Origin of the sequence: Pseudoduganella sp. R-43, assembly GCF_049913255.1 — a bacterium.
GTDB lineage: Bacteria > Pseudomonadota > Gammaproteobacteria > Burkholderiales > Burkholderiaceae_D > Rugamonas.
Window position 1 is genome coordinate 3866232 of sequence record NZ_CP183988.1, and the last position, 13541, is coordinate 3879772.

A 13541-nucleotide genomic window follows, 5' to 3' on the forward strand; every position below is an offset into this window, starting at 1 on the left:
TTACGCAACCTGCTCCGTCTTGCCGGCCAGTGCTTCCACCACGTCGCCGATGGTGCGGATGGTCTTGAACACTTCCGGCTGCAGGCGCTGGCCGGTAAGCTGCTTCAGTTTCACCGCCAGGTCGACCGCATCGATGCTGTCGATATCCAGGTCGGCATACAGGTTGGAATCGGCGGACAGTTCCGACTTATCCAGTTCAAACATTTCAGCGAGCAGGTCGACCACCCAGGCTTGCAATTGGTCTTTGCTCATTTCTTTCAGATTAACCATCTTCTACCCCTACGTTGTTTTATTTCTGTCGGTGGCTCTCGATCATCGCGGCCAGCGCCTGCACCGAGGCGAAATGACGGCGCGTCTCTTCCGAATCGGCCGAGAGCGAGATCCCGTACTTCTTTTGCAAAGCGACGCCCAGTTCGAGCGCGTCGATCGAGTCCAGGCCCAGGCCTTCGATGAACAGCGGCGCTGCGCTGTCGATATCATCCGGTGTGATGTCTTCCAGCTGGAGGGCATCGATGATCAGTTGTTTCACTTCGAGTTCAAGCATTGCTTTGGCACTTTCCGGCAAAATAATTTTGTAAGAAGTCGGTCAATTGGCGCGCGGCCATCACGTCGCTGGCGCCCTCCGTGAATCGTGCGACCGCCAGGTCGTCCTGCACGTCGATCTGGATCAGGAAGCGGCGCGACGGCACGCGCCACCATTTTTCGCCCTTGTGCAGCGTGGGCGGATCGCATTGCAGCAGCACAGGCGTGATGTCGCGCCCGCCGCGCACCGCAATATTGGCGGCCCCGCGCTTCATGCTGATCACGCCGTTCTTCGGCGTGCGCGTCCCTTCCGGGAAGATGATCAGGTTGTTGCCGCGCTCCAGGGAAGCGATGCAGTCGTCCACCAGTTCCGCGCCGCCCTCGTTATTGATATAGCCCGCGCCGCGCACCGGGCCGCGCGTGAACGGGTTGTTCCACAGCGCGCCCTTGACGATGCAGTCGGCGTTCTTCACGAAGGCCATCAGGAACACGGTATCGAGCAGCGTCGGGTGGTTGGCCAGGATCAGCATGCCGCCCCGCTCCAGCTTTTCCAGCCCGCGCACCTCGTAGCGCAGCACGCCGATCACCCGCATCATGTCGATATAGACGCGGAAGGCGCAGCGGATCACGGTGCGGGCGGCACTGATGCGGCGCTGCCTGTCGCGGATCAGCAGGTTCATCACCGGGAACACCAGGAGGCCCAGTACGATTCCGCCGACGCCGAAGACCACGAAGCTCAGGCCCGTCACGAAAATGCGCCAGTAACGGTCAAGCATCGCGGCTCCATGTCCAGCGCAGGCGGCCGTCGCAGCGTTCGAGCTTGCGGGCGCCGCTGGCGTAAAAGGCTGCCACTTCCAGGCTGCCCGGCATCTTGGCAGACGGCGACTCGGCGCAAGCCTGCCATTCGAGCCGCACTGCATTGGCGCCGGCCGGCGCGATCAGCCATGCCCAAGCGTGCGGCTGTTCTTCATATTCCTCGAATGGCCTAAATAATTCCGGCAGCGGGCAATCGCAGGCAAGCAGCAGTACGCTAGTCGCACCGTCGGCCAGCAGGCCGCATGCTTCGATGAGCGCATGTTCGACCGACGCCGCGCCGGAAGCCAGCGCAGTGTAATTGGCGCGATCGCTGCGGGCGATGCTGAACAGGCCGGGGATGGCATTGTGCACGGCCATGCCGAACGCCATCGGCGACAACGGTTCGCTGCGCGCCAGGTCCGATAGCAATTCAACTGCGCGCGCCACGTCGCCATGGCGCGAACAGAACACGGTGGGCACGCCGCTGCGGCCTTCGAGGCAGTCATAGGCCACTTCCAGCGCCATCTTGCCGAGGAAGCCCGCGCGGCGGCGCAGCATGGCCGGCATCGCTTTCACGCCCGGCTCTTCGCCGGCACGGATCGCAAACGGCGCTTGCGCCCAGGCTTGCCAGGCTTCAGGCGTGCTGATGCCTGGCGCCCATGCGGAATGCCTGAGAATTGAAAAACTAATGCCCTGGGTGCGCACTTTGCTGAACTATCGGAAATCTGGAGGAAGCCGGCGATTATAAACGATCAGCCCGCCCGAACGATAGAAACATTATCCCAGCAGCAACACTTTTTTGCATATTAGCACCTAAAAACCGCAAAACTTCGCGCAAATTCTCACCAAAACTCACATTTCACTTCTCTTATTGGCATCATTGCTCGTGATAAACTCCGGGCGAGCGATTTTCAGGAAAGATTTGAATGGCAGTAATGTCGTGGTTTGGCTGGTCTGTGCTGTGGACACTCCCCCTGCTCTGGCGCCTTGTGAAGGTGTTCCTGCTGAAGAGGACCACCTTGCTCGGGCAGGGCTTCATTAGGTTAGTGCTGGGCACCGTGCTGATGTTGCTGGCCAACTCGATTGGCGCTGCAACCGGCGGTCTTGCCGGCATCTTGCTCATCCTTGCCATCGGTACCGTCGCCGTCCCGTGGATGTTTGGCCATCGCGCCCTGGCATTCATGGCCTGGTGCGGCCGTGCCGCGCGCCTGCTCAAACGCCCGGACCAGGGGGAGCGGCGCGCGCCGCCGCGAACCGCTTCCCACGCCGCGGCGCCGGCCAGCCCGGCCCGCGGCGGCGAGCGCTTCTCCGAAAAGCGGCCGGCCTGGGACCACGCTGCGGCAGCATCGCCTGCCCGCTTCTTCGGCGCGGAGGCACTTGAAAAGGCGCGCGCCCCGGCGGCGCGTCCGGCAACCGAATGGGCCGAAGTCGAAAGCCTGCGCCCTACTCCGGCCATGCTGGCCCGGGCCAGGGCCAGGGAAGAAGCCGATGCCCTGGCCCGCCAGGCGCGGCCCGCCAGGATCGTGAAATTGCCGCAGCCGGCCGCGCCGGTACCGGCTGCACACACGCCTGCTCCGCTGCCGGTCCAGGTCCAGGTGCCGCTGCCGGCAATCGTGGAAGTGCAGGTGATCCACGCAGCGGTCGAAGTGCGCACCATCACGAGCCCTGTGCCGGAAGCAAGGTGGGTCAACGAGACGCCCGGCCTGCCGCAACAGCCGCCTGCGCTGGAAACGACGCCGGTTGAGGTGGAATACACGCCATTCCGGGCTGCTCCGGAACCGGCGCCGGCGCTGCCTTGGCAGGAACCAGTTCCTGCTGTTTACGCCGAGCCGCCGCCGGCTCCTGCGAGCGCGCCGCCGGCAGTGCCGCCAGCCCCGCCAGTTCCGGCAGCGGTGCCGATCACGCTCATGTCCCAACCGGAAGCCGACGTCGAACTTCCCGGCCTGGACTTGCTGGACGCCTATACGGAGGCGAAGTTCGAAGTCTCCGGCGCCGAGCTGGAAGAAACCGCTCGCCTGATCGAGCAGCGCCTCAAGGAATTCAAGGTCCCGGTCACCGTGCTTGGCGCTTCCGCCGGTCCGGTGATCACCCGTTTCGAAATCGAGCCGGCCATCGGCGTGCGCGGCGCCCAGATTGTGGCGCTGGTGAAGGACTTGTCGCGCGCACTGGCCGTGACTTCGGTGCGGGTGGTCGAGACCATTCCGGGCAAGACCTGCATGGGCCTCGAGTTGCCCAATACGCGGCGGCACATGATCCAGCTGTCGGAGATACTGGCAGCGGACGCCTACCGCGCCTCGCGCTCGCAATTGACGCTGGCAATGGGCAAGGACATTACAGGCGCCCCGGTCGTGACGGACCTGGCGCGTGCGCCGCACATGCTGGTTGCGGGCACCACCGGTTCCGGCAAGTCGGTGGCGATCAATGCCATGATCGTCTCTCTGCTGTACAAGGCCACGCCGACCGACGTGCGCCTGATCATGATCGACCCGAAGATGCTGGAACTGTCCGTCTATGACGGCATCCCGCACCTGCTGGCGCCCGTGGTCACCGACATGAAGCTGGCAGCCAACGCGCTGACCTGGTGCGTCGCCGAAATGGAAAAACGCTACCGGCTGATGTCCGCGCTGGGCGTGCGCAACCTGGCCGGGTTCAATCAGAAAATCCGCGACGGCAAGGCCGCCGAAAAATACATTACGAACCCGTTCTCGCTCACGCCGGATGCGCCGGAACCGTTGTCGACGCTGCCCACCATTGTCGTCATCATCGACGAACTGGCCGACCTGATGATGGTGGCCGGGAAAAAGATCGAAGAACTGATCGCGCGCCTGGCGCAGAAAGCCCGCGCCGCAGGCATCCACCTGATCCTCGCCACGCAGCGTCCTTCCGTCGACGTCATCACGGGCCTGATCAAGGCCAACATCCCGACCCGCGTCGCCTTCCAGGTGTCGTCCAAGATCGATTCGCGCACCGTGCTTGACCAGATGGGCGCCGAAACCCTGCTCGGACACGGCGACATGCTGTTCCTGCCGCCCGGCAGCGGCTACCCGCAGCGCGTGCACGGCGCCTTCGTGTCCGACGAAGAAGTGCACCGCGTGGTCGACTACCTGAAACAGTTTGGCGAACCCGAATACGAAGAAGCGATCCTGGCCGGCACGCCGAGCGAAGAACCGGCGCCGGATCTCCTGGGCGACGTCAGCGCCGGCGAAACCGACCCGCTGTACGACGAAGCAGTGGCTTTTGTCATCCGCACGCGGCGCGCGTCGATCTCGTCCATCCAGCGCCAACTCCGGATCGGGTACAACCGCGCCGCGCGCATGGTGGAAGACATGGAGGCGGCCGGCATCCTGTCTTCGATGTCGACCAATGGCAGCCGCGAGATCCTGGTCCCTGTCTCATCCGATTGAGCGCCCCGTCAACGGTGCGGCCCTCAAGCAAGGCAATTGCTAAGATTTGGCATCGAAGCTTTGTTTGGATCAAGGAGGCACTATGGAGCGATTCCTGCTCGTCTATCGCGGCGCGCCGGACGGATCGGCCGAGGCCTGGCAGCATGCGCCGCAACGCTGGGCAAGCTGGTTCGATTCGCTGGGCGCCCGCTTGCTCGACCGCGGCAGCCTGACCCACGCCAGCGTCGACATCGACACCCGTCTCGCCGGCCCCAAATCGTCCAGCAGTTCACTGGCCGGTTACTCGGTGCTGGCGGCCGCCGATTTCAACGAGGCCGTTGCCCTGGCCGAACAGTGCCCGATCTTCGACGAACACGGCTCGCTCGAGATTGCGCACCTGGCAAATTGAGCGCCTGGGCCAAGGCTAGAACTTGATGCCGATCACGTTCATCAGCCGGTTCAGGTCTCCTTCTTCCTGCATGACTTCAGCCAGCACTTCCGGCAACGGCATGCGGCCCCAGCGTGCGGCACGACGCAACAGGAATGGCGTCGGGCTATGCGGCTCCACCGCCACCAGGTAGTCGGCCAGTGCATCGAGCGTGACATAGGCTTCGTTGCGATCGCGCCATTGGCCGACGACGATCGGGTCCAGCTTTGGCGGCGGCGCCGGCGCTGCTTCCGCTTGCACTGCTAGCGCCGATTCCTCTGCAGCCGGCGCCGCGCCCTCTTCCTCCTCTTTGCCGGGCTGGATCTGTTGCAGCACGCGCTGGACCGCTTCCAGCACGCTTTGCAGCTTGCCCAGCTTGGGCGCCTGGTCTTGCAGATGCGCGTGCAGCATGGCCGACAGCGAATGCAGGTAATCAAGGCTATGCGTTACAGCGGCAAGCGTGACGGCCAGCTCCGCCGCCCGCGCTGCGCCGGCGGCCAGGATATCGCCGCGCGTGGCCGCAGGCAGGCCGTCGCGTCCTGCGCTGGGCGTTTCTCGCGGCGCCGCAAGGCACTCCCACTCCGCCAGGGTGACCCACGGCGGCTTGAAGCCATCGAGCGACAGCAATGGGGCCTGGACGCGGATGCTCACGCTCAGCGACTCGTTCAGCCATTCCAGGGGCGCCAGCCGTGCATCGCAATCTCCGTCGTCCTCGACCAGCGGATGCAATGCCGGCCAATATACGCGCAACAGCGCGTCGAGCAGGCGCAAGCCGTGCAACAGGCCGACGAAACCTCGCTGGCGCATCCAGGCCTCGGCCAGCCATGCGGCGAGCTGCAAGTCTTTCGAGCGCGTGGCCAACATGGCGCTGCAGCGCTGGGCAACCTGCTGCCACTGCGCGACCTTCAACGGACGCTCCCATTGGCCCATCGGCAGGCTCGGGTCGTCTTCTTCGCGCAGCAGGCGGATCTCGGTGAAGGCGGCATCGTCGCGCGCCGGCGGCCCGCACGGCGCGTCCTGCGACACAGGCGCCAGCAATTCGTCCAGCAATTGCTGTTCGGCGGCGCTGACCAGGAAATCGGGAATCGCTTTCATTGCTATGCCTTTTCTGAAGTGCCGGCAAGGAGCTTGCCAAGCTGTTGTACCAGGAACTTGGCCGCCAGCGGCGAGGTGCTCTTGTGCAGGTCGACCACGGAGGCGCCAGGAGGAAAATAGATGCGCTCCGACAGCGCGACGAGGCGACCGGTGTCGAAGCCTTCGTCCACCTCATGCAAGGCGATGACGACGTGGTCGGAACCGTCATCCAGCAGTGCCTGGAAGGGGTTCGGCCCCGCATAGCCGGACGGCCAGCCATCGTCGATGCAGGGATGCAGGTTATAGAAGCCATGGCGGGGATAGCTGCGCAGCCGCGCATCGATGCGCTGGCCGAACGTGGCGGCAATGCACAGGTCCGGCCGCCATTCGTCTTCATACAGGCGGTAGAAGGCCTCGCATTTCACCCGCCCCTTGTAGACCGGCAGCCCGTGTGCGCCGGCCAGTTGCTCCACCATCGCTTCCTCGCAAGCGCCATGCGGGTAAGCCCACACCCGCCGCGCTGGATTGACGAAGCTGGCCGCGGCGTCATCGGTCGCGACGCCTGCAACCAGCACCTGGCGGCCCAGCGGGCCTTTGAGCAGCTCGCTCAGCACATGGAAGCCGCGGTAGAAACTGCCGAATACCGCGATCCGGACCGGGGTGGTCATGTCCATGGCACGCTCACTCGCCCAGCGCCGCCTGCGCCGTGCGGCGCGCCGGCTCGGTGGTCCGCGCTGGGTCTTCCCACGCCGGCGCATGCGTCGGCCACGCCAGCGGCCAGGCCAGGGGCGCGCGCTTGCCGGGGGCGCTGACCAGCAGGCGCACGAACACGCGGGCGCGCGTGTCAGGTGCGGCCGGCTCGCTGTGCGCCAGCGGAAATTCGAAGCGCAGCAAGGGCACGCGCCCGTCGCCGGCACTGGTGTCGGCGTCGCGGTAGGCGCCGATAAAGCTGAACAGTGCCCACGGATCGTCGAAGCGATAGCTGACGGTGCGCGCCTCGACCGTCATGTTCGGATGGCCGCCTTCCGCCTTCGGCTGCACCATGCCGTCGCGCGCGAAGCGCAAGGACAGCAGCACCGGCATGCCCGGCTCCCAGCGCAAGGCGCGCGGCGTTTCGCCCTGGCGCACCGTGCTGGCGCCAATGGCCAGGCTCCATTCGATGATCTTGTTGGCCTCCGCTTCCGCCGCGACGTTGACGCGGAACTGCGCCGTTACGTCAAGGCCGCCGGCCTGGCCTTCCTCGGCCGGGAACAGCGGCGCCAGCACGTCGCGCACGCGGCGCCATTGCAGGTCGGCCTGCCGCACGGCGGCGCTGGCGACCGGCCGCCCGGGCTCGCGCTCGGCCCGCGCAGCGGCGGCACGCACCCGTTCATACTGCCGCAGCGCAGCCCCCACCTCGTCGACGGCGGCAGCCGCCGTATCGCCGCCGCTGCCGGGCCAGGCCACGAACGGCAGTCGCCTGCCGAGGTCGCGGTTGTAGCCCTCGGCAAAACGCTCCCATTCCGCCCTGTACTGATTGGCCGACAGCTCGCGGCAGCGGGCCAGCAGGCTGTCCTGCAGGCTGGCCAGGCGCTCGGCAAACAGGTCGGCGCCGCGCCGCGGCGTGCCGCGCCCTGCCAGCTTGTCCTGGCAATTGCCGGCGTCGATCTCGCTCGCGCCCAGCAGGATGAACTGTTCCAGCGCGATCAGGGAACTGGTCGGGCTCTTCAGGCGGTAGCGCCGCAGGTCGGCCGCGATGCCCTGCCAGCGCGCAACCGCCGGCGCGCCCGCCGCCGTGGCGCCGGCCAGAGGCAGCACGCCCTCCACCTGCTTGCCCGCCACCTCGATGAATTCAAGCTGTTGCGCCACGTAGTCCGGCAGCGCGCCGGCGTCGCCGCCGGCAAAGGCATCGGCCAGCGCCCCCTTGCCGCCCTTCCACGACTGGAAATTGCGCTCGCGCGGCTGGAACACCTCGGCTGCGCTGAAATAGTCGTCCATGCGCTGCAGGCGGGTCAGCGCGTCGCGCGCCAGCGCCGCATCCAGTTCGGCCAGCGCAGGGCGCGCGCCCAGTTCTTCGAGGAAGGCCCGCACGCGCAGTGCCGCGGCGCGTTCGGCGTCACTGGCGGCGCTGGGCAAGGCGGCCGGCGCAATGCTGGCCGCCTGCGCCAGGGCATGGTGGGTACTGTCGGCCAGCGCGAGGTCGACCAGCGCCGCGGCGGGCAGCTGCAAGGGGGCCGGCAAGTGCAGGTAGCTGCCGGCCTGGAAGGCCTTGCGTGCCTCAGCCATGCTGGCTGCGCGTTCGAGCTGGCCCTTGTCCCAGGCCAGGGTGGCGCCGGGCGGGACGTCGGGCAAGCGGGCCGGCGCGCCCTCTTTCATGTAAGGCTGCGCCAGCAGCGCCGTCACCGTCTCGTGCAGCAGTTTGCGCTCGGGCGTGAAGGCCCAGTGTCCCTCGGTCCAGGCCAGGCCGGTGCTACCGCCGTCGATCGCCAGCGGCGTTGCCAGCAGCCCGTCCCAGGCGGCCTTGAAGCGGGTGAAGCCCTGCGCCGCGCGCTCCTTGCTGTCGCGCGCGAGCGCAGGGCCCAGCAGCCCGTTGGCGGCAATGCGCGCCAGCAGCGCCTCGTGCGCGGCGCCCAGGTTGACCGTGCCTTCACGCATCCAGCCGCCCTTGGCTGTGGCCAGCATCGCCTTCTCGTCATCGAGCGCGCCGCGCAGGGCTGTCCATAGCTGCAGCTGACCCGCCAGTTCGGGCGAGCGCGGCGCGGTGTCGAGCAGGCCAGCCGTGCTGGCAGCAACGGCCTGTTCGGCGCGCAGCAAGCCATTGCCATCGAACAGGCGGCGATACAGCGCATGGCTGGCCAGTTGCAGCGTGCAGCGTGCGGCCTGCTGCATCGGCGCCAGGTCCAGGGCCGGCAACTGCTGCGCCGTGGCGCGGAACATGGCCGCCGTGCGTGGCGGCAGGCCTTGCAGTTGCACGCCCAGCAGCACGCGCACCGCCAGCGCCAGGTCGTCTCCCGTGGCCGGCGCCGCCCCGGGATCCTGCAGGCGCCGCAAGGCTTGCAGCGCCCCGTCGAGCCGGTCGAGCTGGTCCAGGTATTGCAGCATGCCGAGGTATTGCGGCAAGTCTTCCAGGTTCAGTGCGCGCGCCGATCCCGCAGCCTCGCTCCAGCGCGCCGGCAGGCTGCATTGCGCACCGGGGATCAACTGCCCCGCCGGGTCGCGCGGCACCCCGGTCAGGGCCGAGGCCTGCGCCAGCGCGGCGCGGCGCAGGGGCTCGAAAGCGTGCTGCGCAAAGTCCTGCGCCAGGCGCTGTTGCAGGCGACCATGCAGCTTGTCGAACAGCGCCCAAGAACCTGGCATGAAGACCGAGGAGAAACGGCGCGCTCCCAGTTGTTCCAGGCTGCGCAAGGCGTCTACCGTGCGCTGCTGGCCTGCCTGGGGACTGGCGGCGTCGGCCGCGCTGTCCGCCAGCGACTGCCGCAGCAGGTAGTCGTGCGCAGCGCCGCCTTGCTGCGCCAGCTGCACGGTGGCGACGACCAGCCCGACGCCCCACATGGCCGGCACCGCCCACAGCGCAAGCCGGCCGGCATGGCTCAATGCCGGGCGCCGCGGCCGGGAAGCGCCGCGCAGCAAGCCCATTTCCGCGAAGATCTTGCGCTCGAAAATATCGCGCAGGAAGGCCGGCATGCCGTGGCCTGCCGGCGCTGCGCCTTGCTGCACCGCCGGCTCGGCCTGGCCCGCCGGCAAGGCGGCGCTGCAATCGCCGCTCAGGTAGATGCCGCGCAGCAGGAACGGCTCGTGGTAGGCGCTGGGGCGCATCAGCTCCCCGCAAAACAGCTTCAGGCCACTGCGCAGGCGTTCCAGCTGCGCCGGCAGCAGGAAATAGGCGGAACTGCCGCCATCGCTGCCTTCCAGCGCGCACAGTTCGGCGCAGGCATCGGCCACGCTGCCCGTCACCTGGTCCATCGCCGCGTCGACCCAGGCTTCGCGGAACGGTGCCACCACTTCATACGGCGCCGCCCATCCCAGCATGGAACGGCGCAGCGCCTCGGGCAAGGCGGCGGCGAAGGCGGCGAAACCGGGTACCTGCTCGCATTCGGTGATCACGATGTGCAACGGAAAACGCAGGGCCAGGCGGTTCTGCGCCAGCCACAGGCGGCGATGGATGGCCTTGGCGCGCGCCGCCAGTTCCTGCTGGCCTTGCGCATCCGAGGCCAGCAGGGCCGAGCAAGGCAGGGCCAGCACGATGGCGTCGAACGGCCGTTGCGGGCGGTACTTGCGGCACAGGGCGATGAAGTCGTCCCAGATGCCGGTATTGGCCGCGCTGTCCGGGTCGGGCGAGCCAAGCTGGCTGGCCTGCAGCTGCGCCACCACGCCCTGGTCGAAAAAGTGCCAGCCCACGCCGAGCGCCGCGGCGCTCTGGCTGCTGTCGGCGCTCAGGGCGCTGGGCAGGCCCGATTGCGCCAGCGGCAGGCCGGCGCCGCTGCCTTCGTCCAGCACCAGGGTCCAGCACAGCTTGTACCGTTCAGCGCGCGTGGCGAGATTGGCTTCGATCAGCTCCAGCGCGGTGCGGAACGACTGGCGCAGCGAATCGCTGGCCAGTTTCGGCGCCGCGGCAGCGGCGGCCGCGTCCTGGCCGGGGGCACGCAAGGCCGCGCTGACGACCACGGCCAGCAAGGCCAGCACCAGCAGCGTCACCAGGAGCAGGCTGACGATGGCCAGGTTATCGGAGAGGAAGTTCAGCATGGCAGCCCCTTTGCCGGCGGAGGGCCCGACCACGCCATGGCCGGCGCCGCCAGCGCCTCGCGCACTGGCCACGATTGCCACAGCCAGAGCACTTCGGATAGACCCAGCAGGATCAACAGGACCAGCCCGAGCGCCAGGTAGCGCCGGCTCAGGCTTGCCAGGCGCCGCGTGCCGAGGTGGGCCAGCGTGCTGGCATATGGCTGGTCGCTCAGCACCGCGTCGCGCCCGCCCAGTCCCGGCGCGCGCTGGTAGGCAAACTGGAACAGCTCGCGGCGGTAGGCGGCCAGCGGCGCCAGGCTTGGTCCATCGCGATAGCTGCCCTGGAAGCCCAGCGCCAGGACATGCAGGAACATGCGCGCCTGGCTGCGCTGGGCCGGCTCCCGTTCGCGCAGCAGCTGGTCGATGTCGGCAAACACCCGTTGGCCGGCCTGGCTGGTCTGGAACAGCACCGCCTCCAGCAGCACATGTTGCCAATGCTGGCGTCCGGCCCAGTCGGTATGCAGCAGGATCTCGTCGGCCAGTGCCGCCTTCAGGTAGCGCGCCTGCGCCGCGGCGTCGGCCCCGCTGCGGCCGGCCACGCGCCCCGCTTCGCGCGCCTGCTCCTCGATCAGCGCGCACAGGCGCTGGCTCAGGGCGTCGGCCCCGCTGCGGCCCTCGCCTTCACCCAGGCGCACGGCGGCCGCCACCTCCTGCTGCAGCACGCCGAAGAAGGCGCGCATCTGGGCCGAGGCAAAGTCGTCGCCGCCGGCACTGGTGTCGTAGCTGGTCATGATCAGTCTTTCACAAAGAGCACCACTTCGCGCGGGCGGCCGGCTTGCGAGTGCTCCAGCTGGTTGCTAAGCAGCAGGTCCTGTCCCGCCACGATGAACTGCGGCGCCGCTTCGATGGCAAACAGGCTCCAGCCGGCGCCGCCGCGCAGGCCCAGTTCGGGCGCGCCGTCGATCAGCCAGCGCGCCGCGCCGGGCACCCTGCGTTCGGCCAGCGACGTCGATACCGTGCGCGAACCGATCACTGCGCGTTCCATCCAGTCCTGCAAGCCGCGCTCGTCCTGGCCGCGCAAGCCCACCACCAGGCGCGCACCCAGCCATGCTTCCTCGATCGGCAAGGCAAATACCCGCCCCTCGTCGCGGAAGGTGTGGCTGCGCCATTCCTGGCTCACTTCCCCGGCCAGGTCTTCCAGGTTGTCCAGCACCTGTTCGAAAGCGCCATGGCTGTCCGCATGCAGGTACACCGGCGGCGCCAGCGGCACCGCCCCGGGACGCAGCGCAGCCAGCGGCCCCAGTTGCGCGCACAGCGCCAGGTAGAGCGGCAGGGGCTGCACCTGCGGTGCGAAGACAGCTGCTTCCAACAGCGGCAGGTGCAGCGTCAGGCTGGCCAGGCGCGAGCGCAGTTCCAGCAAGGCCAGCCTCTCTTCCGGCAACGAAGAACCGGCTGCGCTCTGGCGTGCCAGGAACAGCGCCTTGCTGCGCATCTGCGCCGCAAGCGCCTTGGCACGCTCCAGCAGCGGCGCCTGCGGCGCCACCGTCAGTTGCGCCGGCCAGAACGGCGCGCGCCGCACCGCCTCGTTCTCGCGCATCAATTGCATCAGCTGCAGCGAGACGTAGGCGGCGCCCGGCGTCGTGCCGGCCATCAGCGCCAGGTTGGCCGCCATGCGCGGCACTTCTTCGGCCAGCGCCTCCGACACTTCGTCCTCGACCAGGCTGCCCGCGATGCGGCGGAACCGGGCCGGCTGGCCCACCAGCCGCAGCGAGCGCGCGCTGCCGACCGCCAGGTAGACCGGCAATGGCTGCTGTTCCATGCTGTTGCGGTATTGAGCCAGGTCCAGCTGCAGCGCATGGCCCTGGGCCAGCGCCGCGTCGTAGTGCACCGCCATGCCGTCCGGCAGGATGGCCTCGATGGCGGTAATGCGCAGCAGGCCGTTGCCTAGCAGCGCTTCGTCGACTTCCAGCCGCCGCACGCCCCAGGCGGCCGGCTGGCCGGCCAGGGTTTGCCAGCCCACCAGCGCGTCGACGCGCGCACTCTCCTGCTGGAAATGCTGGGGCGCCAGGAGCATTCCTTCATGCCACTGGATATGTTCGGACAAGCGTGCTTCGGCCATGGCGGCTCCTTCTTTCAGTGGGCGGCGCCGGGCCGGATGTCGCTCGCGACAAAGCCCTGGGCGTTCAGTTGCAGGACATAGCCGCCGCGTTCGAGCAGCAGCCGTGCGCGGTGTTCGCCCGGCGCCGCGTAGTTGGCGAAGGCCAGCGCGGCCCAGGCCCGTTCCGCGCCGAAGCGCTTCGGCTCGAGCTGGATGACCTGGCCCGGCGTGATTTCCACCGCCAGCACGGTCAGCGCTTCGGGAAAGGTGCGCTGCAGGTCGGCGCGCGTTGCGAAGTAGCGCGCGGCCGGCATGGCGGCCAGTGTATCGAGCACGCCCTTGTCCTTGACCAGCACCACGTCGACCGCCAGCGCGCTATTGCCATTGGCATTGTCGGCGGCGGCCAGGGCCAGCGTCTGCCAGCGCGGCGCTTGCGGACGCGGGCCGCCGGCCAGGCTGGCCAGCGTGCCGCAGGCGGCCAGCACGCCGGCCGCCAATAACGCCGCCAGCAGGTGGGCGGCAGGCTTCGCGTATCTCATGG

At 68.0% G+C, this 13541-nt stretch carries 12 protein-coding genes; 2 read left to right on the forward strand and 10 right to left on the reverse strand.

What is annotated here, in order from left to right:
• The 4 genes from ACN9M3_RS17550 to ACN9M3_RS17565 are packed head-to-tail and all read right to left on the reverse strand — an operon-like array spanning nucleotide 1 to nucleotide 2022.
• A complete protein-coding gene (locus tag ACN9M3_RS17550; RefSeq protein WP_426161764.1) occupies nucleotides 1-252 on the reverse strand; it encodes an acyl carrier protein in 252 nt (83 codons plus the stop codon).
• 37 nt (nucleotides 253-289) lie between these two features.
• Entirely contained in the window at nucleotides 290-544 is a 255-nt protein-coding gene (locus ACN9M3_RS17555; RefSeq protein ID WP_057263891.1) for a phosphopantetheine-binding protein, read from the reverse strand.
• Nucleotides 537-1298, reverse strand: coding sequence for a lysophospholipid acyltransferase family protein (locus tag ACN9M3_RS17560; protein ID WP_426161765.1), 762 nt, complete (start codon nucleotides 1296-1298; stop codon nucleotides 537-539). Before ACN9M3_RS17560 ends, ACN9M3_RS17555 begins: the two co-directional genes overlap by 8 nt.
• Nucleotides 1291-2022 (reverse strand): beta-ketoacyl synthase chain length factor, encoded by a 732-nt coding sequence (locus tag ACN9M3_RS17565; protein WP_426161766.1) that lies wholly within the window; start codon nucleotides 2020-2022, stop codon nucleotides 1291-1293. Before ACN9M3_RS17565 ends, ACN9M3_RS17560 begins: the two co-directional genes overlap by 8 nt.
• 221 nt (nucleotides 2023-2243) lie before the next feature.
• On the opposite strand from ACN9M3_RS17565, the gene ACN9M3_RS17570 reads away from it, so the two are divergent.
• Both ACN9M3_RS17570 and ACN9M3_RS17575 read left to right on the forward strand, forming a co-directional pair.
• Nucleotides 2244-4721: a DNA translocase FtsK gene (locus tag ACN9M3_RS17570; protein WP_426318133.1), complete on the forward strand. Its 2478-nt coding sequence runs from the start codon at nucleotides 2244-2246 to the stop codon at nucleotides 4719-4721.
• Nucleotides 4722-4803: 82 nt separating this feature from the next.
• Nucleotides 4804-5109 carry a hypothetical protein gene (locus ACN9M3_RS17575; protein ID WP_426161767.1) on the forward strand — a complete coding sequence of 102 codons (306 nt, stop codon included), beginning with the start codon at nucleotides 4804-4806 and terminating at the stop codon, nucleotides 5107-5109.
• A 15-nt stretch (nucleotides 5110-5124) separates the two neighbouring features.
• On the opposite strand, the gene tssA is transcribed toward ACN9M3_RS17575, so the two are convergent.
• Genes tssA through ACN9M3_RS17605 form a run of 6 tightly spaced genes read right to left on the reverse strand, consistent with a single transcriptional unit; the run spans nucleotide 5125 to nucleotide 13539 of the window.
• Nucleotides 5125-6222, reverse strand: coding sequence for a type VI secretion system protein TssA (tssA, locus tag ACN9M3_RS17580; protein ID WP_426318134.1), 1098 nt, complete (start codon nucleotides 6220-6222; stop codon nucleotides 5125-5127).
• 2 nt (nucleotides 6223-6224) lie between these two features.
• On the reverse strand, nucleotides 6225-6875 hold the full coding sequence (locus ACN9M3_RS17585; RefSeq protein WP_426161769.1) for a formyltransferase family protein: 651 nt from the start codon (nucleotides 6873-6875) through the stop codon (nucleotides 6225-6227).
• A 7-nt stretch (nucleotides 6876-6882) separates the two neighbouring features.
• Nucleotides 6883-10995, reverse strand: coding sequence for a type VI secretion protein IcmF/TssM N-terminal domain-containing protein (locus ACN9M3_RS17590; protein WP_426318135.1), 4113 nt, complete (start codon nucleotides 10993-10995; stop codon nucleotides 6883-6885).
• Entirely contained in the window at nucleotides 10917-11693 is a 777-nt protein-coding gene (locus tag ACN9M3_RS17595) for a DotU family type IV/VI secretion system protein (protein ID WP_426161771.1), read from the reverse strand. Before ACN9M3_RS17595 ends, ACN9M3_RS17590 begins: the two co-directional genes overlap by 79 nt.
• A gap of 2 nt (nucleotides 11694-11695) precedes the next feature.
• The gene (gene tssK / locus ACN9M3_RS17600; RefSeq protein ID WP_426318136.1) at nucleotides 11696-13021 is read right to left on the reverse strand and encodes a type VI secretion system baseplate subunit TssK; all 1326 of its coding nucleotides are present in this window, start codon (nucleotides 13019-13021) and stop codon (nucleotides 11696-11698) included.
• Nucleotides 13022-13035: 14 nt separating this feature from the next.
• The gene (locus ACN9M3_RS17605) at nucleotides 13036-13539 is read right to left on the reverse strand and encodes a hypothetical protein (protein ID WP_426161773.1); all 504 of its coding nucleotides are present in this window, start codon (nucleotides 13537-13539) and stop codon (nucleotides 13036-13038) included.
• Between the last annotated feature and the right edge of the window lie 2 nt (nucleotides 13540-13541).